This window comes from Mycobacterium sp. SP-6446 (genome assembly GCF_001954045.1).
Lineage (GTDB): Bacteria > Actinomycetota > Actinomycetes > Mycobacteriales > Mycobacteriaceae > Mycobacterium.
Map to the genome: position 1 here is coordinate 1 of NZ_MBEM01000240.1, position 21169 is coordinate 21169.

Consider the following 21169-nt stretch of genomic DNA (forward strand, 5'->3'; position numbering starts at 1 on the left):
TGGTTTCCCGTCGCGAACCGGGTGCGGTGCTACACGACCCGGCGGCAATCGCCGAGCGCGTGCTGACAATGGTGACCGCGGGCCAGGTCACCGCGATCGACGGCGCCCAGATTCCGGTCAGCGTGGAATCCGTTTGCGTGCATGGTGATTCGCCGGGCGCGGTGGCCATCGCGGCCGCGGTGCGCGAGCGGCTCACCGCTGCCGGCGTCGACGTCAGGTCTTTCCTCTGATGCGCCTGCGGCTCGGTCGCCCCGACATCGCGCGTTATTCGGATCGGTTCGACGTGCCCGCGGCCGAGGCCGGTTCGCTTTCGGTGACCTGGATGGGTGTGGCGACGCTGCTGCTCGACGACGGATCGTGCGCGCTGATGACCGACGGCTATTTCTCCCGCCCCGGCCTGGCGCGGGTCGCGGCCGGCAAGCTCTCGCCGTCACCGGCGCGGGTGGACGGCTGCCTGGCCCGGGCCAAGGTGTCGCGGCTGGTGGCCGTCATCCCGGTGCATACGCACATCGACCACGTGATGGATTCCGCGCTGGTCGCCGACCGCACCGGCGCGCAGCTGGTCGGGGGCGAGTCGGCGGCCAACGTCGGGCGCGGATACGGGCTGCCCGAAGACCGCCTCGTCGTCGCGGCCTCCGGCGAGCCAATTCGGTTGGGCGCCTACGAGGTAACGCTGGTGGAGTCGCACCACTGTCCACCCGACCGGTTTCCCGGCGTGATCGACGCGCCACTGACGCCGCCGGTGAAGGTATCGGCCTACCGCTGCGGTGAGGCATGGTCGACGCTGGTGCACCACCTGCCGTCGGGGCAGCGCCTGCTGATCCAGGGCAGTGCCGGTTACGTCGAGGGCGCGCTGGCGGGGCACCGCGCCGACGCGGTCTACCTCAGCGTCGGTCAGCTGGGCGTACAGCCGCGCTCGTACCTGGATGCCTACTGGAATGAGACCGTGCGCGCGGTCGGTGCGCGCAGGGCGATCCTGATCCACTGGGACGATTTCTTCCAGCCGTTGTCGAAACCGCTGCGGGCCTTGCCCTATGCGGGCGACGACCTAGACGCGTCCATCGCCGTCCTCGACGAGCTGGCCGGACGCGACGGCGTCGCGCTGCACATGCCCACGGTGTGGCGGCGCGAAAACCCCTGGGCGTGAAGCGGATCCGGCCAGCGTTTCCGGCATCGCAATCAGATAGAGGGCAAAGCCCGCCGCGGCGACCGCGCCGAGTGACATGAACGCGGTGCCGTACCCGGCGGCTACCACTATCCCGCCGGCAACGAAATTCGACAGCGCGGCACCCACCCCCCACGCGGTTGTTATCGCCCCGAGGCTGACGTTGAACCGGCCCGTACCATGCGTGACATCCTGGACGACGATCGGAAACAACGCCCCGAATATGCCGGCGCCGACACCATCGAGCAACTGCACGCCGACAAGCCAGTAGGAGTTGTCCGACAGCGGGTACAGGAAAGCACGCACGGTCAACACGGCGAAACCGACCAAGAAGATCGGCTTTCGGCCCCAGACATCGGCTTTGGTGCCGACGAGGTATGCCACCGGCACCATGACCACCTGCGCGGCGACGATGCATGCCGACATCAGCGCCGTCCCGAGCTCTTTGTTGTGCAGTGCGAGCTCTTGCCCGACCAGCGGCAGCATCGCCGCATTAGCGAAGTGGAAGGCGAAGACCACCGCGGCGAAGATCATCAATCGGCGATTGCGCAGCAGCACAGCGAATCCCGACGGCTGCCGGTGCCGCTTTCCGGTTACCTTGTCCATGCCGCGCGCGACGTCGTTGTCGATGGCGTCACGCGGGACACGCAGCGTCGCGACGATACTGATCACCGCCATCGCCGCCAACAGCCAAAACACCACCACGGGGCCGAAGAAGTACGCGAGCCCGCCCGCGGCCGCAGCGGCCGACGCGGTGCCGGCATGCCGGAACGATTCGTTGCGTCCGACCCGCCTGGAGAACAATTTCGGGCCGACGATGCCCAGCGTGATCGCGGCCAACGCCGGATTGAAGATGGAGCCGGCGATCCCGGTGACGGCTTGCAGGAACGAGATCGTATAGAAGCCGGGCAGCAGCGGCATCGCCAGTGCGGCGGCGGCGACCCCCACGGCGCCGCCGATGACGAGGGCTCGCTTCGCGGTCGTCTTGTCGACCAACGCGCCGACCGGTGTCTGCGCCACCACGCCGGCGATACCGCCGACCGCCATGACGAATCCGATGGAAGCCTGATCCCAATGATGGGTCAGCAGGAGATATACCGACAGATACGGGCCCAAACCATCACGAACGTCGGCCAGCGAGAAGGAGAGTAGGTCCAGCGCGTGCATCGTCCGGCGCGGAAGCGCCGCAACGGCATCTGGCTCCGACATCGATTCCGATCTCCCCGGGCAGTCAAAAGGATCGACGTAGAGTAACCGATCCCGCCGCCGTTCAGCGCGCGCGAGATTCGGCCGCTGGCAGGTACCATGCGGCGTCACCGCATTCAGCGTTAGGAGCCGTGCCGCATGGCCTTGACCCTCGGCCTGCTGCTCCTCGCCGTCGTTCTCGGGTTTGCGGTTGCCCGGCCCCGGGGCTGGCCCGAGGCGGTGGCGGCGGTTCCGGCCGCCGCGATCCTGATCGCGCTCGGTGCGATCTCGGTTCGTCAGGCGGCCGACGAGGTCGCCGGGCTGTCCGGAGTGGTCGCGTTTTTGGGTGCGGTGCTGGTGCTGGCCAAGCTGTGCGACGACGAGGGCCTGTTCGAGGCCGCGGGCGCGGCGATCGCCCAGGGGCGCGTCGGGTCGGCCGGCCTGCTACTGCGGGTGTTCGGCATTGCGTCCCTGATCACCGCGGTGCTGAGCCTGGACGCCGCGGTGGTGTTGCTGACCCCGGTGGTGCTGGCCGCCGTCCGGCGGCTGCGGACGCCGGTGCGGCCCTACGCGTATGCGACCGCCCACCTGGCCAACGGCGCCTCGCTGCTGCTGCCGGTGTCGAACCTGACCAACTTGCTGGCCTTTCACACCGCCAACCTCTCGTTCACCAAGTTCACCCTGGCGATGGCGTTGCCGTGGGTGGGCGCCGTGGCCGTCCTCTACGGGGTGTTCCGCTTGTTCTTCGCCGGGGACCTGCGCGTCCAGCCCGACCCGGAGCACACCGGGCCGGCGCCGCGGCCGCCGGTGTTCGTGCTGGTGGTCGTCGGGCTGACGCTCGCCGGGTTCGCCGTCGGCCAATCCGTGGGGGTGGCGCCGGCGTGGGTCGCGCTGGTCGGCGCCTCGGTGCTGGCGGTGCGCAGCCTGAGCCGTGGGCACACCTCGGTCGTGGAGATCGCGCGCTCAGCGCAGCCGTCGTTCCTGGTGTTCGTGTTGGCGCTGGGCGTCGTCGTGCAGGCGGTGATGCGTAACGGGATGGGCCGGGCGATGTCCGCGGTGCTGCCGTCGGGTTCGGGACTGTCCGCGTTGCTCGCGATCGCCGCCGTGGCCGCCGTGCTCGCCAACGTCGTCAACAATCTGCCGGCGACGCTGGTGCTGCTGCCACTGGTCGCGCACAGCGGCCCGGTTGTCATCCTGGCGGTGCTGATCGGAGTCAACATCGGACCCAACCTGACCTATGTCGGCTCACTGTCGAACCTGCTGTGGCGGAGGGTTTTACGCCAGCACGACGTCGACGCCGGCGTCGGTGAATACACCCGCCTCGGGTTGTGCACGGTGCCCCCGGCGCTGGCGGTGGCGGTGGTGGCGCTGTGGGGATCGGCGCGGCTGCTGGGCATCTAGGGTCGGCGGTAGGTCCTGGCCAAAAGCTTCAGGCGCCAATCTCGTCTGCGAGCACGCCGCAGCGCGGGCAGACGATTGCCGGTAGGCACGAGTTCCCGCAGTGATTCCCACGCACGGCGATTTTCCCGCGTTTCGCGTGACACGCATTAGTGGAGTAGTCGACTACGCTATCGGCCCCGACCCGCGGGCCGTGAGCATGGCTTTCGTCAGATAAGCGCTGAGCAAAGGCAGAGACCATGGCCAAGATCGGCAACAAAGCGGTGGTGTTGGGAGCGAGCATGGCCGGACTGCTGGCCGCGCGGTCGCTGAGCGAGTTCTACGAAGCAGTCACGGTGGTCGAGCGCGACCCGCTGCCCGGCGCCCTTCCCGCCAACCCGGAGGCTCGTCGAGGCGTGCCGCAGGGCCGGCACCTCCATGGCCTGCTGCCCCGCGGCGCCCAGGTGCTCGAGGAACTGTTCCCCGGCATCCTCGATCAGCTGGTCCTCGACGGTGCGCACTACATCGACGGCCGGGACCTGTCGCGGCTGCACTACGAATTGGGCGGGCACCTGATGGCGCGCACCGGCAGCGCCACCTCGGTTACCGCTTATCTCGCGACCCGCCCGTTCATCGAGGAACACGTCCGCGCACGGCTACGCAGCGTCCCCAACGTCACCCTGCTCGACGAGCACGACATCGTGCAGTTGACATCAACTCCCGACCACCACCGCGTCACGGGAGCGCAGATGGTCAATCGTCGCACCCGCGAAGTCGCCCCGCTGAGGGCCGATCTGGTGGTCGATGCCACCGGGCGCGCAGCCCGCACCCCGCTGTGGCTGAACCGGATGGGCTACGACCGCCCGCGCGAGGATCATGTCTCGGTGCAGCTGACCTATGTGAGCCAGCTGCTGCGCATGGCGCCGGACGCGCTGCACGAACGCGGTTTCCTCGTCGGTGTCGTGCCGGGTCGCCCGCACGGGCTGGGAATTCTGCACTGCGAGAACGACACCTGGATGTTCACCGTGTTCGGAATGGCAGGACACGAGCCACCCGCCGACATCGCGGCGATGTGCGAGTTCGTCGAGGACTACGCACCGGCCCACATGCTCGCCGCAGTGCGAGCCGCCGAACCTGTGGGAGAGCCCACGCGGCACCGTCAGCCATCCAGTCAGTGGCGCCGCTACGACAAGATGCGGCGATTTCCCGAGGGCTTGCTGGTTATCGGCGATGCGATCTGCAGCTTCAACCCGATCTACGGCCAGGGCATGACGGTGGCCGCATTGGAGGCGCTGGCGCTGCGCGAATGCTTGTCCAGCGGCACAAGGGATTTGGCGCGGAGGTTTTTCCGAGCCGCGAAGGTGCCGATCCGCCAAGCGTGGGAGCTCTCGGCCAATCCCGACCTGTCCCTGCCCGAAATCGACGGCACACCCCCGCTGGTCACCCGGCTGCTCAACGTATACGTCGATCGCGTGCTCGCCGCGGCCGAATACGACACCACCGCATTCAATCAGTTCTTCAGGGTGACAGCACTCGTCGATCCCGCGACCCGGCTGCTGCGTCCGGGCATGATCTGGCGCGCAGCCCGCGCCAACCAGCGCAGCCGCCGACAGGATCTCGACGACATCGGTGTTCTGGCCGACAGCGTGGCTGGCTAGTCGCGGTCGAGGCCGAGGCCTAGACCTTTGGCGGCAGCGGCATTCCGAGCTCGGCCAGCACACCTCGCAACAGCGCTGGGTAGTCGGTGATGATGCCGTCGACGCCGTCAGCGATCTCCGCACGCATAGTGTCGGCGTCGTTGACGGTCCAGGGAATCACCTTGAGCCCCAGCGCGTGCGCGCGATCGACGTAGGGTTTGCCGGTGACCTGTTGGTAGTCCGGCGAGAGGATGTTGGCGCCAATCAGTAACGCCCCGATCATCGGGTCCCCGATCGTGGCCACATTTTCGCCCGCGACCCACGGAGAGCCGGGCGCCCAGGTTTCCTCGTTGTACAAGGCCACCAAGGGAATCGACGGCTCGGCCCGGTGCACCATGGGCAGCGTGCGCCAGTCGAAGCTCTCGATCTCCACACGGTCGACCTTGCCCGCCGCTCTCACCGCGGCCAGGATCAGGTCGACGAACTCCTGCGGGCCGGCCGATCTGCTCGGGTCATCGGCTTCCACCTTGGTTTCGATGTCGTAGCGGACGTCGGCGCGATACGAATCGGCGAGCGCAAACACTTCCGGCAGGGTCGCGACCTTGTTGCCCCGCACCACTTCCGCCCGCGGGAACTCCTCGAGCCGGCGGCCGCAGTCCAGGGTGCGAATCTGCGCCAGGGTCAGCTCGTGCACGAGCTTGCCGACGTAGGGGTACTGCGGGTCGCCGGCGACGACGGGCGCGGTGTCGGAGCACTTCTCGGGCTGAATCGTCGGGTCGTGCCATACCAGGGGCTGCCCGTCCCTGGTGATGCCGACGTCGAGTTCGAGTGTGCTGACCCCCAATCCGAGCGATTTGGCGAATGCGCGCAGCGATTCCTCGGTAGTCTCGCCGCGCCCGCCGCGATGGGCCTGCAGATCAAAGCCGGGCGATTGCGCAGACGCCGGCGACGCAAGCAGCACCGCCAGCGCCAGCAGGGCGGCGACAAGACGGCCGGTCAACTAACGCCTTCGCTGACGGGCGATTTCGGCGAGTACCACACCGGCGGCCACCGACGCGTTCAGCGATTCTGTCTGACCGGCCATCGGGATGGACACCACCTCGTCGCAGTTCTGCCGAACCAGCCGCGAGAGCCCCTTGCCCTCGGAGCCGACGACCACAACCGTCGGGTCGGTGCCGTCCAGGTCGTCGAGCGCGGTGTCACCGTCGGCGTCCAATCCGATCACCCGCAGGCCGGCATCGGCCCAATTCTGAAGCGCCCGGGTGAGATTGGTGGCCCGCGCCACCGGAACGCGCGCCGCCGCCCCTGCGCTGGTGCGCCACGCCACCGCCGTCACCGAGGCCGAACGTCGCTGCGGGATCAGCACGCCGTGACCACCGAACGCGGCGACCGAACGGACGATCGCACCGAGATTGCGGGGATCGGAGATGTTGTCCAGCGCGACCAGCAGCGCCGGCGGCGATTTGGCGGCGGCCGCGAGCAGGTCGTCGGGGTGGGCGTAGTTGTACGGCGGCACTTGCAACGCGATGCCCTGGTGCAGGTGGTTGCTGGTCATCCGGTCCAGGTCGGTGCGCGGTACCTCGAGGATCGCGATCCCTAAATCGGCCGCACGAGAGACGGATTCGGTTAGACGCTCGTCGGCTTCGGTGCCGAGCGCTACAAAGAGAGCGGTCGCCGGCACGCCGGCACGCAGGCATTCCAGCACTGGGTTGCGGCCCAACACGGTTTCGGTTTCGTCGGTGCGTTTGGGCCCCCGCCGCGGCTGCTGGGCGCGTTTGGCGGCGGGATGGTTGGGACGCAGATGCGCGGGCGGGGTGGGACCGCGCCCCTCCAGCCCACGGCGGCGCTGTCCGCCCGAGCCCACGGTGGGGCCCTTCTTGGTGCCGGGTTTGCGTATCGCTCCGCGGCGCCGCGAGTTACCGGCCATCTAGGCGGCCTACTTGTCTTGACCGGCCAGCAGCTCCCACTGCGGCCCGTCGGCGGTATCGGTGACCTCGATGCCGGCCTGCTTGAGTCGATCCCGAATCTGGTCGGCGAGAGCCCAGTTGCGCTCTTCGCGGGCCTTCTGCCGGCTCTCCAGCTCGGCCTCCACCAGCACGCCGACGGCGGCGAGTGCGGCGGACGTTTCGTCGCGAGATTCCCAGCGTTCGTCGAGCGGGTCGCAGCCCAGGATGCCCATCATGGCGCGGATAGACCCGGCGTACTTCAACGCGCCTTCGTGATCGCCGGCGTCGAGGGCCCGGTTGCCCTCCGCGCGGGCATGATGCACCTCGGCCAGCGCGACCGGGACGGCGAGATCGTCGTCGAGCGCTTCGGCGAAGCGCGGTGTCCACTCGCCGGGCACGACCGCGCCGGCCCGGCTGCGCACCCGGTGCAGGAAATCCTCAACGCCGACATAGGCTTTCACGGCGTCCTGCAGGGCGGTCTCGGAGAATTCCAGCATCGACCGGTAATGCGCGCTGCCCAGGTAGTAGCGCAGTTCGGCGGGCCGCACCCGCTGCAACATCGCCGGGATGGCCAGCACATTGCCCAGCGACTTGCTCATCTTTTCCCCGCCCATCGTCACCCAGCCGTTGTGCAGCCAGTAGCGGGCGAACCCATCACCGGCGGCGCGGCTCTGCGCGATTTCGTTCTCATGGTGGGGAAACACTAAATCCATTCCGCCGCAATGGATGTCGAATTCCGGGCCCAGGTACTCGCGCGCCATCGCCACGCATTCGGTGTGCCAGCCGGGCCGTCCGCGCCCCCACGGGGTGGGCCATGACGGCTCGCCGGGCTTGGCGCCCTTCCACAGCGTGAAGTCACGCTGGTCTCGCTTGCCGCTGGCCACGCCCTCGCCCTGGTGGACGTCGTCGATCTTGTGCCCGGACAGCTGGCCGTACTCCGGATAGCTGAGCACGTCGAAATAGACGTCGCCGTCGCCGGTGTACGCGTGGCCCTTTTCGATCAGCCGCTGGATTAACTCGACCATCTGCGTGATGTGCCCGGTCGCCCGCGGCTCCGCGGACGGCGGCAAGACATCCAGGGCGTCGTAGGCCGCGCTGAAAGCGCGCTCGTACGTGGCCGCCCACTCCCACCAGGGCCGGCATGCCGCGGCCGCCTTGTTAAGGATCTTGTCGTCGATATCGGTCACGTTGCGGATGAATGCGACGTCGTAGCCGCGGGCGATCAGCCAGCGGCGCAAGATGTCGAAGGCCACCCCGCTGCGGACGTGGCCGATATGCGGCAGGCCCTGCACCGTGGCGCCACACAGGTATATGGAGACGTGGCCCTCGCGCAGCGGAATGAAATCACGCACGGCACCGGCCGCGGTGTCGTGTAGCCGCATGCGGGCGCGATCGGTCACGACGTGCCAGCTTACCTGCTGGTTCCGATTTCCCCGGCCCTCAGGGCTGGGCCGCGGCGACGCCCGACCGTTCGAGATCGAGCGGCGGACTGCTTGTCGCTAGCAGGGGTCGCCATCGGGCGTGTAATACGGCACGCCCTCCACCGAGTAACACGGCACCTCGCCCGGCCAGTACGGCTCGGTGGCCGCCGCTATGGCCGCGCCGGCCGCGACATCACCGGCGACGTGGCTGCATCCACCCACGGCGACGTGGCGTCCGTCGGCGCCGGCGCACACATCGGCGTGCGCCACCGGAGCTAGGGCCAACGGCGCTGCCCCCAGCGCCATGGCTGTCAATAGCGCGGCTGTCGGCTTCTTCATTTGCACTCCTATATCGAGCCCCGCCCACGTTGATTATTGCCCCGGACCACGCGTTTCGTCACCGATCTCGGGTCGATGGGCTAGCGGGCATCCCCGATCGGGACCAACAGCGCCGTCGCGATGGCAGCCAGGCCCTCGCCCCGCCCGGTCAGGCCCAGGCCGTCGGTGGTCGTGGCCGACACGGATACCGGCGCCCGCAGCAGACCCGACAGCACCTCCTGCGCCTCGGCGCGGCGCGGGCCGATCTTGGGCCGGTTGCCGATCACCTGCACCGCGGCGTTTCCCACCCGGTAGCCGTGTTGCGCGATCAAATCGACGACGTGGCGCAACATGTCGGCGCCGCTGACGCCTTTCCAGCGCGGATCGTCGATGCCGAAGACGCCGCCGATATCGCCCAGCCCCGCGGCCGACAACACGGCGTCGCACAGCGCGTGAGCTCCGACGTCGCCGTCGGAATGGCCGGCGCAACCGTCGGCGCCGGGAAACAGCAGACCGACCAGCCAACAGGGCCGGCCCGGTTCGATCGGGTGCACGTCGGTACCCAGCCCGACCCTCGGCAGTTCGCTCACCGGTGCACGATCGCTTCGGCCAGCAACAGATCCAGCTGGGTGGTGATCTTGAATGCCAGCGGGTCGCCGTCGACCACGTGTACCTGGCCACCGAGTTGCTCGACGAGCGACGCGTCATCGGTGAATTCGGCGGTACCCGCGCGCCCGTAGGCGCGCAGCAGCAGGTCGGTGGCGAAGCCCTGCGGGGTCTGCACGGCGCGCAGGCCGGCCCGCTCCGGCGTGCCCAGGACCACCCCGTTGGCGTCCACGGCCTTGATGGTGTCGGACAGCGGCAGCGCGGGCACGACGGCCGCGTGGCCCGACCGCAACGCCTCGGCCACCCGCACGATCAAATCCGGCGGCGTCAGCGCCCGGGCGGCGTCGTGAACGAGCACGAATTCCGGTTGGCCGGGCAGGGCGGACAAAGCCAGGTTGACCGAATCGGTGCGACCGGCGCCGCCGGCCACGACGACGGCTTGGGCACCCAGAACTTGCTTGGCCTGGTCGATGCGATCGGAAGGCACCGCCGCCACAACATGGTTAACGACCCCCGACTTCAACAGCCCCGAGACGGCCCATTCGAGCAAGGTGCGGCCACCGAGCTCGCAGAATGCTTTCGGAATCCCGGCCGCCAGTCGCTCACCCGAGCCCGCGGCCGGGACGATTGCGACTATGCCGCCCGCTGCCCCGACCACCAGAGCCTCTGGGCTTTCAGGAAGCGGCGGCCAAAACCTCGTCGAGGATGGTCTCCGCTTTGGCGTCGTCGGTGCTCTCGGCCAGCGCCAACTCGCCAACCAAAATCTGGCGCGCCTTGGCCAGCATGCGCTTCTCGCCGGCGGACAGGCCGCGCTCCTGGTCGCGACGCCACAGGTCGCGCACTACCTCGGCCACCTTGTTGACGTCACCGGAGGCGAGCTTTTCCAGGTTCGCCTTGTAGCGGCGCGACCAGTTGGTGGGCTCTTCGGTGTGGGGAGCGCGCAGCACCTGGAAAACCTTGTCGAGGCCTTCTTGGCCGACGACGTCGCGGACACCGACGTACTCAGCGTTTTCTGCGGGTACTCGAACGGTCAGGTCCCCCTGCGCCACTTTCAAGACGAGATACTCTTTTTGTTCCCCTTTGATGGTTCGGGTTTCGATCGCCTCGACTAACGCAGCACCGTGGTGTGGATAGACAACGGTGTCGCCGACCTTGAAGATCATCTGATTGGAGCCCCTTTCGTTACTTCATGCTAGCACGGCGGGCCGACTCATGCGGAACAACGGTGCAGGTCAGGGGCACAACACGTGCGAATTAGGGGTTGACAGGCGGAGAAGAACGTGCACTGGAACACAGTACCAACGTCCTCAGCTGACCTGTCCGGGTACCCCGTCCGGACCCCTGCGGCCCTGGTCTGGTGCCCTGCGCTACCGCTCCGATGGCCTTCCTACTACTGTGCATAGTTGCACGATGGAACGGCCGTACGACGGCGCGAGGCCCAGCAGGAGGCAATGAGTGAACCGCTTCAAGATCGGCCTGGTCGCCTTGATCGCCGTCGCGCTCACGGGGTGCGGCGCCGGGCAGATCTCGCAGATGGCCACCCAGGAGCCCGCCGTCAACGGCAACAAGGTCACGATCAACAACGTGGCGCTGCGCGACATCCGGATGCAGGCCGTGCAGACCGGCGACTACATTCAGCCGGGCCGAACAGTGGACCTGGTGCTGGTCGCCGTCAATCAGTCGCCGGACGTCGCCGACCGGCTGCTGGGCGTGACAAGCGACATCGGAACGGTGACCGTCACTGGCGACGCGCGACTGCCCGCCGGCGGGATGCTTTTCGTCGGTACGCCCGAAGGCGCGAAGGTGGCGCCGGGACCCCTCGGTTCGAGCAATGCCGCCAAGGCGACCGTCGCCCTCGCCAAGCCCATCACCAACGGCCTTACCTACAACTTCACCTTCAACTTCGAGAAGGCCGGGCAGGCCAGCGTGCTGGTGCCGATCTCGGCCGGGCTGGGGCCACAGCCCGCCTGAGGCACGACTCGCCGTTCTGTGCGGCCGGGCTTGTCGGTCCAGCCCGATACCGTCATGGCGTGGCAAACGTGCGCTCGCAATACCGCTGTTCGGAATGCCGGCATGTCACCGCCAAGTGGGTGGGTCGCTGCCTGGAGTGCGGCACGTGGGGCACGGTCGACGAGGTAGCGGTGCTCAGCGCGGTCGGCGGTAACGGTCGCCGGGTGGGCCTGGCTTCGCGATCGAGCTCGCAAGCCGTCCCGATCAATTCCATTGCGCCCAACGTCAGCCGGCACCGGTCGACGGGCGTGGATGAACTCGACCGCGTTCTGGGCGGCGGTGTGGTGCCGGGGTCGGTGACGTTGCTGGCGGGCGATCCGGGCGTGGGCAAGTCGACGCTGTTGCTCAAGGTCGCCCATCGCTGGGCGCAGTCCGGTAGGCGCGCGCTGTACATCTCCGGTGAGGAGTCCGCCGGCCAGATCCGGTTGCGCGCCGACCGGATTGGCTGCGGCGGCGACGAGCTCTATCTGGCCACCGAATCCGATCTGCACACCGTGCTCGACCACATCGCGACGGTGCAGCCCGCGCTGGTCATCGTCGACTCGGTGCAAACGATGTCCACCACCGAGGCCGATGGTGTCGCGGGGGGCGTTACGCAAGTACGCGCGGTCACGGCCAGGCTGACCGCCGCCGCGAAGGCCGGCGACGTCGCGCTGATCCTCGTCGGGCACGTCACCAAGGACGGGGCCATTGCCGGGCCGCGGTCACTCGAGCACCTCGTCGACGTGGTGCTGCATTTCGAGGGCGACCGCAACGGCACGCTGCGGATGGTCCGCGGGATCAAGAACCGGTTCGGTGCTGCCGACGAGGTCGGCTGTTTCATGTTGCACGACAACGGCATTGAAGGCGTGGCCGATCCGTCGAACCTGTTCTTGGATCAGCGGCCCGCGCCGGTCGCCGGCACGGCGATCACGGTCACGCTGGACGGCAAGCGACCGCTCATCGGCGAAGTCCAGGCGCTGCTGGCGACGCCGTCCGGCGGTTCGCCGCGCCGCGCCGTCAGCGGAATCGACCACTCGCGGGCGGCGATGATCGCGGCCGTGCTGGAAAAGCACGCCAGGCTGGCGATCGCCGTCAACGACATCTACCTGTCCACCGTGGGCGGCATGCGGTTGACCGATCCGTCGTCCGACCTGGCGGTCGCCGTGGCGCTGGCGTCGGCGTATGCGAAGCTGCCGCTGCCCACGACGGCGGTGATGATCGGCGAGGTGGGCCTGGCGGGCGACCTGCGCCGCGTCAGCGGCATGGAACGGCGGCTGAGCGAAGCCGCGCGGCAGGGCTTCAACATCGCGCTGATCCCCGACGGCGACGACCCGCGACGCGAGATCGTGCCACCGGGTATGCGGGCGCTGCGCGCACCCACCATCGGCGCCGCACTGGAGCACATGGTCGACATCGGCGACCACCGCGGCAACGCGATTCCGGGCCTCAGTGGCTAGACGTGGCTAGACGCAGTGCCCAATCGGGCCGCAGAATGCACGCTGTGACCCGTCCGACCCTGCGTGAGACCATCGCCCGGCTGGCGCCCGGCACCGGGCTCCGCGACGGCCTCGAGCGCATCCTGCGCGGCCGCACCGGTGCGCTGATCGTGCTCGGCAACGACGAGAACGTCGAGGCCATCTGCGACGGCGGCTTCGCCCTCGACGTCCGTTACGCGCCGACCAGGCTGCGCGAGCTGGCGAAGATGGACGGCGCCGTCGTGCTGTCCACCGACGGCAGCCGCATCGTGCGGGCCAACGTGCAGCTCGTTCCGGATCCGTCCATTCCCACCGACGAATCGGGAACGCGGCACCGCTCGGCCGAACGGGCCGCCATCCAGACCGGCCACCCGGTGATCTCGGTCAGCCACTCGATGAACATCGTCACCGTCTACGTCGCCGGGGAACGGCACGTCGTGGCGGACTCCGCGACCATCCTGTCGCGGGCCAATCAGGCCATCGCGACCCTGGAACGCTACAAGGCCCGGCTCGACGAGGTCAGCAGGCAGCTGTCGCGGGCCGAGATCGAGGACTTCGTCACGCTGCGCGACGCGATGACGGTGGTGCAGCGGCTGGAGCTGGTCCGGCGGATCGGGCTGGCGATCGATTACGACTGCGTCGAGCTCGGCACCGACGGGCGTCAGCTGCGGCTGCAGCTCGAGGAGCTGCTGGGCGGCAACGACACCGCCCGCGCGCTGATCGTGCGCGACTATCACGCCAGCCCCGAACCGCTGTCCGAAGCGCAAATCACTGCCACCCTTGGCGAACTGGACGCCCTGTCGGACACTGAGCTGCTCGACTTCACTTCGCTGGCAAAGGTTTTCGGGTATCCGACGACCGCCGAGGCGCAGGACTCGGCGCTGAGCCCCCGTGGCTATCGCGCGATGGCCGGTATCCCGCGGCTGCAGTTCGCCCACGTGGATTTGTTGGTCAGGGCGTTCGGGACGCTGCAGGGCCTGCTGGCGGCCAGCGCCAACGACCTGCAATCGGTGGACGGCATCGGCACGATGTGGGCCCGCCACGTGCGGGAGGGGTTGTCGCATTTGGCGGAGTCGACGATCGCCGACCCGCTGAGCTGAGCTCGGTTACCCCGTAGGGGGACCCGGGGGAACCCCGGGCGGCGCTTCGGGCTGCGGCACCGCCGGCTGACCCGGCACCGGACCCGGCGGCGCCGGCGGCTGGTTGAGGATGAACGGGACCGGCAGTGAGCGCAGGTTGCCCAGCTGCACTACGAGGTTGTAGGTGCCCGGCCCGATTCCCGGCCGCGGCAGCGGGCAATGCGGCGCGGACCCCATCCCGGTCCAGGTGACCGCGGTCGTCACCTGTTCACCCGGGGTGAAGGTCTTGACCAGCGTCTCGTTGGACGGCGCGCAGTCCAGGTTGGACCACAGCCGCTTGTTGTCCAGCGAGTACACGTATGCCGCCAGCACCGCGGCCCCGACGTCACGCTTGCAGGACACCAGCCCGATGTTGGTGACGACCATGGTGAATTTCGGCTGGTCACCGATGAAATATTGGGGAGCGTTGGTCAGTCCCTTGACGGCCAGCGTCGAATCGGGGCAGTCATCGCCCTCCTTCAGCACCGGCGGCGGCTGCACGGCGGCGGTGGGTGTCGGCGACTCCGGGTTTTGGCCCTGCGGCGCCGGCACCGGTGCGGGCCCTTCGGGCGCCACCGGCGGGGGCGCCTGGGGTGCGGGCGATCCCGGCTTGCTTTGCGCGGAGTTGGGTTTGTCGGCGTTGGCGGGTTTTGCGCCCGCGTTGTTGCTCATGAAGGCGATGACGGTGGCGACGACGATCCCGATCACTACTACCGCGATGCCCAGGGCCAGGCCCCGGCGCCGCCAATAGATCTCGGTCGGTAGCGGGCCACGCGGTTCCAGATCCAGCACATTCACACCGTAGGGCCAGGTCACGTGGTTTTGCCCGACCCGCCTCGGCGTGTCGCGATGTTAGCTGGCCAGCACGCGTGTAAGAGGCCGTTATTCGCCGATATCGCCCACGTGGTCGACCAGCACCACGTGCCCTTCGGCGAGTTGATACGTGACGCCCGCTACCGCCAGCGTGCCGGCCGCGACCCGCTCCGAGATCGCCGTCGAACGCGCCACCAGCTGCGCCAGCGTCTCGCGCACGTGGCGTTCCTCGAGCTCGTCGACCCGGCTCAACCCGTCGCGGCGGCCCATCAGGATCGACGGCGCGACCCGCTCCACCACGTCCCGGACGAAACCGGCCGGTATCGCGCCGTCATCGATCGCCTGTATCGCCGCCTTGACGGCACCGCAACTGGTGTGGCCGAGGATGACGATGAGCGGCACGTCGAGGGCCGTCACCGCGTACTCGATGGAGCCCAGGACCGCCGAATCGATCGCCTGACCGGCGGTGCGCACCACGAACACGTCGCCCAGGCCCTGATCGAAGAGCAACTCGGCGGCCACCCGGCTGTCCGCGCAGCCGAATATCACCGCGGTGGGCTTCTGACCCGCGGCCAGGCTGGCCCGGTGATCGACGCTCTGGCTGGGATGCTGCGGCTTGCCGGCCACGAATCGCTCGTTACCCTCTTTGAGTGCTTTCCACGCGGTTACCGGGCTGGTGTTGGGCATGGCACACATCATGCCGCATGGGCAAATGAACGTCCCTCCGAACGAGCTCATCGACTGGTATGACCGATCGCGCCGCGACCTGCCGTGGCGCGAACCCGGAATCAGCGCGTGGCAGATCCTGGTCAGTGAGTTCATGTTGCAGCAGACGCCGGTGGCCCGGGTGCTGGCGATCTGGCCGGATTGGGTACAACGCTGGCCCACCCCGTCGGCCACGGCCGCCGCCAGCGCGGCCGACGTCCTGCGCGCCTGGGGAAAGCTGGGCTATCCGAGGCGGGCCAAGCGGCTGCACGAATGCGCCACGGTCATCGCCCGCGACCACGGCGACGTGGTTCCCGACGACGTCGAAACCCTGCTGACGCTGCCCGGTATCGGCAGTTATACCGCGCGCGCCGTGGCCTGCTTCGCCTATGGCCACGCTGTACCTGTGGTGGACACCAATGTGCGACGGGTGGTGGCCCGCGCCGTACACGGCCTGGCCGACGCCGCCGCGCCCGCCGCGGCGCGCGATCACGCCGACGTCGCGGCCCTGCTGCCGCGCGACGACACGGCGCCGAAGTTTTCGGTGGCACTGATGGAACTGGGCGCGACGGTGTGCACCGCGCGCAGCCCGCGATGCGGGATATGTCCCCTGGACCGGTGCGCGTGGCGGCATGCCGGATACCCGCCAGCGCAGGGTCCGGCGCGACGCGTCCAGACCTACGCCGGAACGGACCGTCAGGTCCGCGGGCGATTGCTGGATGTGTTGCGGACCAACGATTCACCGGTGACGCGCGCCCAGCTGGACGTGGCGTGGCTAACCAATTGCGCTCAGCGCGACCGGGCGCTGGATTCGCTACTCGCCGACGGGTTGGTGACCCAGACTCCAGACGGCCGCTTCGGGTTAGCCGGCGAGGAATGACTCGACCGCCTCGCGGTACACCCGCGGCGCTTCGTCGTGGATCAGGTGACCCGCCTGTTTGACCGCCAAATATGTTGTCGGGGAATCGGTTTGGGTCATCGCACGCATCTGGCCGTGCGGCGTGACCGAGTTGCCGGCCTCGATGAGCAGCGCCGGCGCCCGCACGGCCCGCCACTGCGACCAGTAGTCACGGGTGCCCCACTCGGCGGCGATCTCTATCCATCGCGACGTGTGGCCGTGCAACCGCCAACCCGTTGGGGTGCGATCGAAGGCATCCAGGAAATACTGCCCCGCGATCGGGCCGAATTCATCGAATACTTGTTGCGCGGAATCGAATTCGACCGGGAGGGCGTGCAGCCAGGGCTCCCATGGGCCGGTGGTGCGGCCACGGAAGTCCGGGGCCATGTCCTCGACCACCAGCGCCGACACCAGATCGGGACGCTGCGCGGCCAGACACCACGAGTGCAGGGCACCCATCGAGTGCCCGACCATCCTGGCCGGTGCCCCCAACCCGCTCACCGCATCGCCGAGATCGGCCACGAACCGCTCGGTGCTGATCGGAAACGGATCGTCGACATCGCGGCCGCGGTGCCACGGTGCGTCGTAGGTGTACACGGTGCCCAAACGGGTCAGCCACGGCAGCTGCCGCGACCAGGTGGTGCCTCGGCCCATCAGGCCGTGCACCAGTACCAACGGCGGGCCTTGGCCGCCGTGGCAGGTCAGCAGATCGCCGGGCATATGACCATCTTGCGTGTAGCGCCCTCGAGTTCGACGGGCGAGGGGCCGCGGTAGCCTAGCGGAATGCCAGTGGTGAAGATCAATGCAATCGAAGTACCCGCCGACGCTGGCCCCGAGCTGGAGAAGCGGTTCGCCCATCGCGCGCACGCGGTGGAGAACCAACCCGGTTTCCTCGGCTTTCAGCTGCTGCGTCCGGTCAAGGGTGAGGACCGCTACTTCGTGGTGACACACTGGGAGTCCGATGAAGCATTCCAGGCGTGGGCGAAAGGGCCTGCCATCGAAGCCCATGCCGGCCACCGGGCCAACCCCGTGGCGACAGGCGCGACGCTGCTGGAATTCGAGGTTGTGCTGGACGTTGCCGCCAACAAGACCGGCTAGCAAGCGGCCATCCGCGCGACGCCGGGCGGCGGCGATGAGCGCCGCCGCAGCACTCGTGGTCACCCTGGCGCCCGGTTGCGCGCCCTCACCCTCGCCGCAGGCGAACGCGGCGAACCCGGGACGGCAGATCGACACCCGGACTCCGCCCGGTATCCGTGCGCAGCAGACGTTGGACATGCTGAACTCCGACTGGCCCATCGGCCCGGTCGGTGTGCGCACGCTGGCCGCGTCCGACAAGGTCGAATCGGTGCAAACCACCATGGAGGGGCTGTGGTGGGATCGCCCCTTCACCCTTGGGGGCGTCGACATCGGCGCAAGCGTTGCCACGCTGCATCTCATCTCCTCTTACGGTGCGCGACAAGACATCCGGATCCACACCGACGACGACGGGCGTGTCGATCGATTCGATCTCGAGACGCAACCCCCGACGGTCGCGTCATGGCACGACGTCGATGCGGTGTTGAGCAAGACCGGTGCCCGCTACTCCTACCAGGTTTCCAAGGTCGACAACGGTCGCTGCGACCCGGTGCAGGGCACCAACGCCCGCGAATCCCTGCCGCTGGCATCGATTTTCAAGCTGTACGTGCTGCACGCGCTGGCGGGTGCGGTGCAAAACGGCACGGTGTCCTGGGATGACCAGCTGACGGTCACGGAGAAGAGTAGGGCCGTCGGTTCCTCGGGCCTGGAATTGCCTCCGGGAGCTCATGTTTCGGTTCGCACGGCCGCTGAGAAGATGATCGCCACCAGCGACAACATGGCGACTGACTTGCTGATCGGGCGGATGGGCACGCATGCGATCGAGGAAGCGCTCGCGACGGCCGGCCACCACGATCCGGCCAGCATGACGCCCTTCCCCACGATGTACGAGCTGTTCTCCGTCGGCTGGGGCCAACCTGATCTGCGCAACCAGTGGAAACAGGGTTCGCCGGACGACCGGGCTCGGCTGCTGGCGCAGGCGAATTCCGCTCCCTATCAACCCGATCCGACCCGAGCCCACACCCCGGCCTCGAGCTACGGCGCTGAGTGGTACGGCAACGCGGATGACATCTGCCGAGTCCACGCGGCGCTGCAGGCCGACGCGGTGGGCGCGGCCGCGCCGGTAAGACAGATCCTGTCCGCCGTATCGGGAATCCAGCTCGACCGCAACGTCTGGCCATACATCGGTGCGAAGGCCGGCGGGCTACCCGGTGACCTGACGTTCAGCTGGTACGCCGTCGACAAGACCGGGCAGCCGTGGGTGGTCAGCTTCCAGTTGAACTGGCCCCGCGATCATGGCCCGACCGCGACCGGCTGGTTCTTGCAGGTCGCCAAGCAGGTGTTCGCGCTGATCGCGCCGCGGTAACCCTCACAACCGCAGCGTCCAGCGGCCGTCCCGGAAGTGCAGGACGGTTTGGCTGAGTGGGGCAATGTCGATGCGCCAGAACGATTTCGGCGGCGCATCGAGGGCCAGCAGGATCGCCGCCCGGATCACCGCGGGATGCGTCACGGCGACGGCGCGCGACATGTCGCCCGTCAGGGCGCCCAGCCAGCCCCTCACACGCGCGACCAGGTCGGCTATCGACTCCCCGCCGTGCGGGGCATGGGCCGGGTCGGCCAGCCACGCCTCGACGTCCGCGGGCCCGATATTCGCCAGCGCCTCGCCGCGCCACCGCCCGCAGTCGAGATCGCCCAACCGCGGCTCCGTCGTGGCTTGCAAGCCCAGCAACTGCGCGGTTTGGCGGGCCCGCCGCTCGGGCGCGGTGAGCTGACGTGTATCGCCGGAGATCGCAAGTGCAGCAACGCTTTCGAGAAGGCGCCGGCCGGTGTCGTTGAGCGGCTCGTCGGCGGGAAACCGCCCGGCCGCCATCGCGTCGGTCATCGCGTGCGAGACCAGGGTCAGCCGGACGACCTCGGTCACGCGGCGGTGCTTGACGCGCGTCCGCTCCGGGATCGCTCCCCCAGCAGCCGCCCCGCCAGCGTCGCAAACGCCACGCCGATGGTCGCCCACAGCACCGCCTGCGTGGCCAGCGAAACCAACCGGAACTCGTAGAGATCATCGGCGGGAAAGCCGGGATAGATGATCGCACCCGAGGCGTCGCGCAACGGCTCGGGCGTCTCGTCCACGGCGGGCAACAACGCCAGCACCGCCGTGATCGTCACCAGATAGGCGCCGGCGGCGAGCAGCCAACCGTTCGGCGTGCCCAGCCGGGCGGCGAGCCGGCGGGCCAACCACACCCCCGCGATCGCCAGCACCACCGACACCAGCACCGCCACCAGATACCAGCCGGTGCGCGCCCCGATCGTGTCCGCCTGCCCGACGGAGGGCGGATTCGGCGGGTACTTCAGGAACGGCACCAGGTAGACCGCGCCGAAGGCGGCCGCCGCCAGCAGCAACGAAAGCGACTGTGGCCCAAGACCTCTGGCGCGCGCGGCGACAACGCAGAACAGCGCGGCGAACAATGCGCCCATCGCAACGCCGAAAATCAGGACGCCGAAACCCAATCCGGCGTTTGCCTGCACCGCGCGGGTGAACAACTCGGCGCCGTGCTCGTGCACGCCGTGCGCGTGCTCGGCGTCGGTTCGGCCGTCTTCAAAGGCGATCGCACGACCGATGACGGGCTCGGCGCACAGGCGGCCGAAGAGGAATGCGAGCACCGCGGCAAGCGCGCCGGCCAAGAGGCCGCGCGCGATCAGACGCTTCTCCACCAGGAGCCGTCAGTGGCAGGGGAAGCCGAGCAGATGCCGCGCGTCGTGCACGAACTCGTGCACGTGGGAGTCGCTGCCGAACAGCGACACCGCGCCCTGATCGATGCCGACGAAGTAAAGCGCCAAGAGCGCCAGGAAGACGGTCGCCGCCAGCCACAGCGCGGCGCTTGCCGCCGATAAATCGATCGACCGGGTGTCGGTGGAATCGGACACAGTTGACTCCTTCTGGGGATATCGCGTCCCGCTTAGGTCCGACGAGCTTCGGGTCTGACTTTGACAGTGGCGCGACCGCTTCGGACTTTCACCGGATTCCGTCACTCGTTTGGCAAGCGACAGTGTAAACCGCCGTCACTGCTGCGGGGGCGCGGCCCCGTAGCCGAGCTGATTCGCCGTGTACTTCGCCGCGTCGGTGATCGGCACCGCCTGGACCGCGGTGCCGTAGGCGCAGATCTCGGTCCAAACATCGCCGATCTCGGTGGTGTCGAAGCGCATCGCGACGATCGCGTTGCCGCCGCGGTTGCGCGCCTCGGCGATCAGCCGGCCCATCGCCTCGTTGCGGCTCTCGGCGAGGTTCTTGGTCATTCCGGCCAGCTCGCCCCCGAACATGGCCTTGAAGCCGGCGCCCATTTGGGAGAACGCGTTTCGGGAGCGAACGGTCAGGCCGAAGACTTCGCCGCATACGCGTTGGATTTCCCAGCCCGGGAGGTCGTTGGTGGTCACGATCAGCACG

Annotated in this window: 25 protein-coding genes; 10 read left to right on the forward strand and 15 right to left on the reverse strand. The window is 68.5% G+C overall.

Annotated elements, in window-relative coordinates; all coding sequences use genetic code 11:
- Together A5736_RS21720 and A5736_RS21725 are read left to right on the forward strand one after the other, a co-directional pair.
- The coding region (locus tag A5736_RS21720) for a LamB/YcsF family protein (protein WP_175611356.1) at positions 1 to 230 on the forward strand (230 nt) is incomplete at its 5' end.
- Positions 230 to 1147, forward strand: a complete 918-nt coding sequence (locus A5736_RS21725) for an MBL fold metallo-hydrolase (protein ID WP_076248506.1) — start codon at positions 230 to 232, stop codon at positions 1145 to 1147. The genes A5736_RS21720 and A5736_RS21725, both read left to right, overlap by 1 nt.
- On the opposite strand, the gene A5736_RS21730 is transcribed toward A5736_RS21725, so the two are convergent.
- Positions 1049 to 2374: an MFS transporter gene (locus tag A5736_RS21730; RefSeq protein ID WP_076248507.1), complete on the reverse strand. Its 1326-nt coding sequence runs from the start codon at positions 2372 to 2374 to the stop codon at positions 1049 to 1051. The genes A5736_RS21725 and A5736_RS21730 overlap by 99 nt on opposite strands.
- A 135-nt stretch (positions 2375 to 2509) precedes the next feature.
- Here A5736_RS21730 and A5736_RS21735 point away from each other — a divergent pair, with 135 nt between their 5' ends.
- The gene (locus A5736_RS21735; RefSeq protein WP_076128532.1) at positions 2510 to 3751 is read left to right on the forward strand and encodes an SLC13 family permease; all 1242 of its coding nucleotides are present in this window, start codon (positions 2510 to 2512) and stop codon (positions 3749 to 3751) included.
- Positions 3752 to 3987: 236 nt separating this feature from the next.
- Positions 3988 to 5385 carry an NAD(P)/FAD-dependent oxidoreductase gene (locus A5736_RS21740; protein WP_076128530.1) on the forward strand — a complete coding sequence of 466 codons (1398 nt, stop codon included), beginning with the start codon at positions 3988 to 3990 and terminating at the stop codon, positions 5383 to 5385.
- A 19-nt stretch (positions 5386 to 5404) separates the two neighbouring features.
- On the opposite strand, the gene A5736_RS21745 is transcribed toward A5736_RS21740, so the two are convergent.
- The 7 genes from A5736_RS21745 to carD all read right to left on the reverse strand — a co-directional run bounded on the left by A5736_RS21745 (position 5405) and on the right by carD (position 10818).
- Positions 5405 to 6364: a glycerophosphodiester phosphodiesterase gene (locus tag A5736_RS21745; RefSeq protein WP_076248509.1), complete on the reverse strand. Its 960-nt coding sequence runs from the start codon at positions 6362 to 6364 to the stop codon at positions 5405 to 5407.
- Entirely contained in the window at positions 6365 to 7291 is a 927-nt protein-coding gene (gene rlmB / locus A5736_RS21750) for a 23S rRNA (guanosine(2251)-2'-O)-methyltransferase RlmB (RefSeq protein WP_076248510.1), read from the reverse strand.
- Positions 7292 to 7300: 9 nt separating this feature from the next.
- On the reverse strand, positions 7301 to 8710 hold the full coding sequence (cysS, locus tag A5736_RS21755; protein WP_076128524.1) for a cysteine--tRNA ligase: 1410 nt from the start codon (positions 8708 to 8710) through the stop codon (positions 7301 to 7303).
- Between the two features lie 99 nt (positions 8711 to 8809).
- Positions 8810 to 9070 carry a hypothetical protein gene (locus A5736_RS21760; protein ID WP_076128522.1) on the reverse strand — a complete coding sequence of 87 codons (261 nt, stop codon included), beginning with the start codon at positions 9068 to 9070 and terminating at the stop codon, positions 8810 to 8812.
- Positions 9071 to 9150: 80 nt separating this feature from the next.
- Positions 9151 to 9639 carry a 2-C-methyl-D-erythritol 2,4-cyclodiphosphate synthase gene (ispF, locus tag A5736_RS21765; RefSeq protein ID WP_076128520.1) on the reverse strand — a complete coding sequence of 163 codons (489 nt, stop codon included), beginning with the start codon at positions 9637 to 9639 and terminating at the stop codon, positions 9151 to 9153.
- Entirely contained in the window at positions 9636 to 10313 is a 678-nt protein-coding gene (ispD, locus tag A5736_RS21770; RefSeq protein WP_076128518.1) for a 2-C-methyl-D-erythritol 4-phosphate cytidylyltransferase, read from the reverse strand. The genes ispF and ispD overlap by 4 nt, the downstream gene beginning before the upstream one ends.
- Before the next feature lie 16 nt (positions 10314 to 10329).
- A complete protein-coding gene (gene carD / locus A5736_RS21775) occupies positions 10330 to 10818 on the reverse strand; it encodes an RNA polymerase-binding transcription factor CarD (protein ID WP_003419482.1) in 489 nt (162 codons plus the stop codon).
- A 292-nt stretch (positions 10819 to 11110) separates the two neighbouring features.
- Between carD and A5736_RS21780 the strand changes: the two genes are divergently transcribed.
- From A5736_RS21780 to disA, 3 genes are read left to right on the forward strand one after another with little or no spacing between them, the layout of a single operon-like run.
- A complete protein-coding gene (locus A5736_RS21780) occupies positions 11111 to 11626 on the forward strand; it encodes a hypothetical protein (protein WP_076128517.1) in 516 nt (171 codons plus the stop codon).
- A gap of 59 nt (positions 11627 to 11685) precedes the next feature.
- Positions 11686 to 13104, forward strand: a complete 1419-nt coding sequence (radA, locus tag A5736_RS21785) for a DNA repair protein RadA (RefSeq protein ID WP_076248511.1) — start codon at positions 11686 to 11688, stop codon at positions 13102 to 13104.
- Positions 13105 to 13139: 35 nt separating this feature from the next.
- The gene (disA, locus tag A5736_RS21790; protein WP_139333492.1) at positions 13140 to 14222 is read left to right on the forward strand and encodes a DNA integrity scanning diadenylate cyclase DisA; all 1083 of its coding nucleotides are present in this window, start codon (positions 13140 to 13142) and stop codon (positions 14220 to 14222) included.
- Positions 14223 to 14228: 6 nt separating this feature from the next.
- Here disA and A5736_RS21795 read toward each other — a convergent pair whose 3' ends face one another.
- Positions 14229 to 15032, reverse strand: coding sequence for a hypothetical protein (locus A5736_RS21795; RefSeq protein ID WP_139333493.1), 804 nt, complete (start codon positions 15030 to 15032; stop codon positions 14229 to 14231).
- Positions 15033 to 15122: 90 nt separating this feature from the next.
- The gene (locus A5736_RS21800; protein WP_076248512.1) at positions 15123 to 15740 is read right to left on the reverse strand and encodes a carbonic anhydrase; all 618 of its coding nucleotides are present in this window, start codon (positions 15738 to 15740) and stop codon (positions 15123 to 15125) included.
- On the opposite strand from A5736_RS21800, the gene A5736_RS21805 reads away from it, so the two are divergent.
- Positions 15739 to 16638 (forward strand): A/G-specific adenine glycosylase, encoded by a 900-nt coding sequence (locus A5736_RS21805; protein ID WP_076248513.1) that lies wholly within the window; start codon positions 15739 to 15741, stop codon positions 16636 to 16638. The two genes, A5736_RS21800 and A5736_RS21805, sit on opposite strands and share 2 nt — an antisense overlap.
- Here A5736_RS21805 and A5736_RS21810 read toward each other — a convergent pair.
- The gene (locus A5736_RS21810) at positions 16621 to 17376 is read right to left on the reverse strand and encodes an alpha/beta fold hydrolase (RefSeq protein WP_076248514.1); all 756 of its coding nucleotides are present in this window, start codon (positions 17374 to 17376) and stop codon (positions 16621 to 16623) included. The genes A5736_RS21805 and A5736_RS21810 overlap by 18 nt on opposite strands.
- Positions 17377 to 17439: 63 nt before the next feature.
- Here A5736_RS21810 and mhuD point away from each other — a divergent pair, with 63 nt between their 5' ends.
- Positions 17440 to 17754 (forward strand): mycobilin-forming heme oxygenase MhuD, encoded by a 315-nt coding sequence (gene mhuD / locus A5736_RS21815; RefSeq protein ID WP_076128504.1) that lies wholly within the window; start codon positions 17440 to 17442, stop codon positions 17752 to 17754.
- A gap of 34 nt (positions 17755 to 17788) precedes the next feature.
- Entirely contained in the window at positions 17789 to 19096 is a 1308-nt protein-coding gene (locus tag A5736_RS21820) for a serine hydrolase (protein ID WP_083667636.1), read from the forward strand.
- 3 nt (positions 19097 to 19099) lie between these two features.
- On the opposite strand, the gene A5736_RS21825 is transcribed toward A5736_RS21820, so the two are convergent.
- The 4 genes from A5736_RS21825 to A5736_RS21840 form a co-directional block, all read right to left on the reverse strand.
- Positions 19100 to 19651 carry a histidine phosphatase family protein gene (locus A5736_RS21825; protein ID WP_076128500.1) on the reverse strand — a complete coding sequence of 184 codons (552 nt, stop codon included), beginning with the start codon at positions 19649 to 19651 and terminating at the stop codon, positions 19100 to 19102.
- Entirely contained in the window at positions 19648 to 20439 is a 792-nt protein-coding gene (locus A5736_RS21830) for a CbtA family protein (protein ID WP_076248518.1), read from the reverse strand. Before A5736_RS21830 ends, A5736_RS21825 begins: the two co-directional genes overlap by 4 nt.
- Before the next feature lie 9 nt (positions 20440 to 20448).
- Positions 20449 to 20652, reverse strand: a complete 204-nt coding sequence (locus A5736_RS21835) for a CbtB-domain containing protein (protein ID WP_076128497.1) — start codon at positions 20650 to 20652, stop codon at positions 20449 to 20451.
- A gap of 135 nt (positions 20653 to 20787) precedes the next feature.
- Positions 20788 to 21168: a YbjQ family protein gene (locus A5736_RS21840; RefSeq protein WP_076064108.1), complete on the reverse strand. Its 381-nt coding sequence runs from the start codon at positions 21166 to 21168 to the stop codon at positions 20788 to 20790.
- Position 21169: the final 1 nt, after the last annotated feature.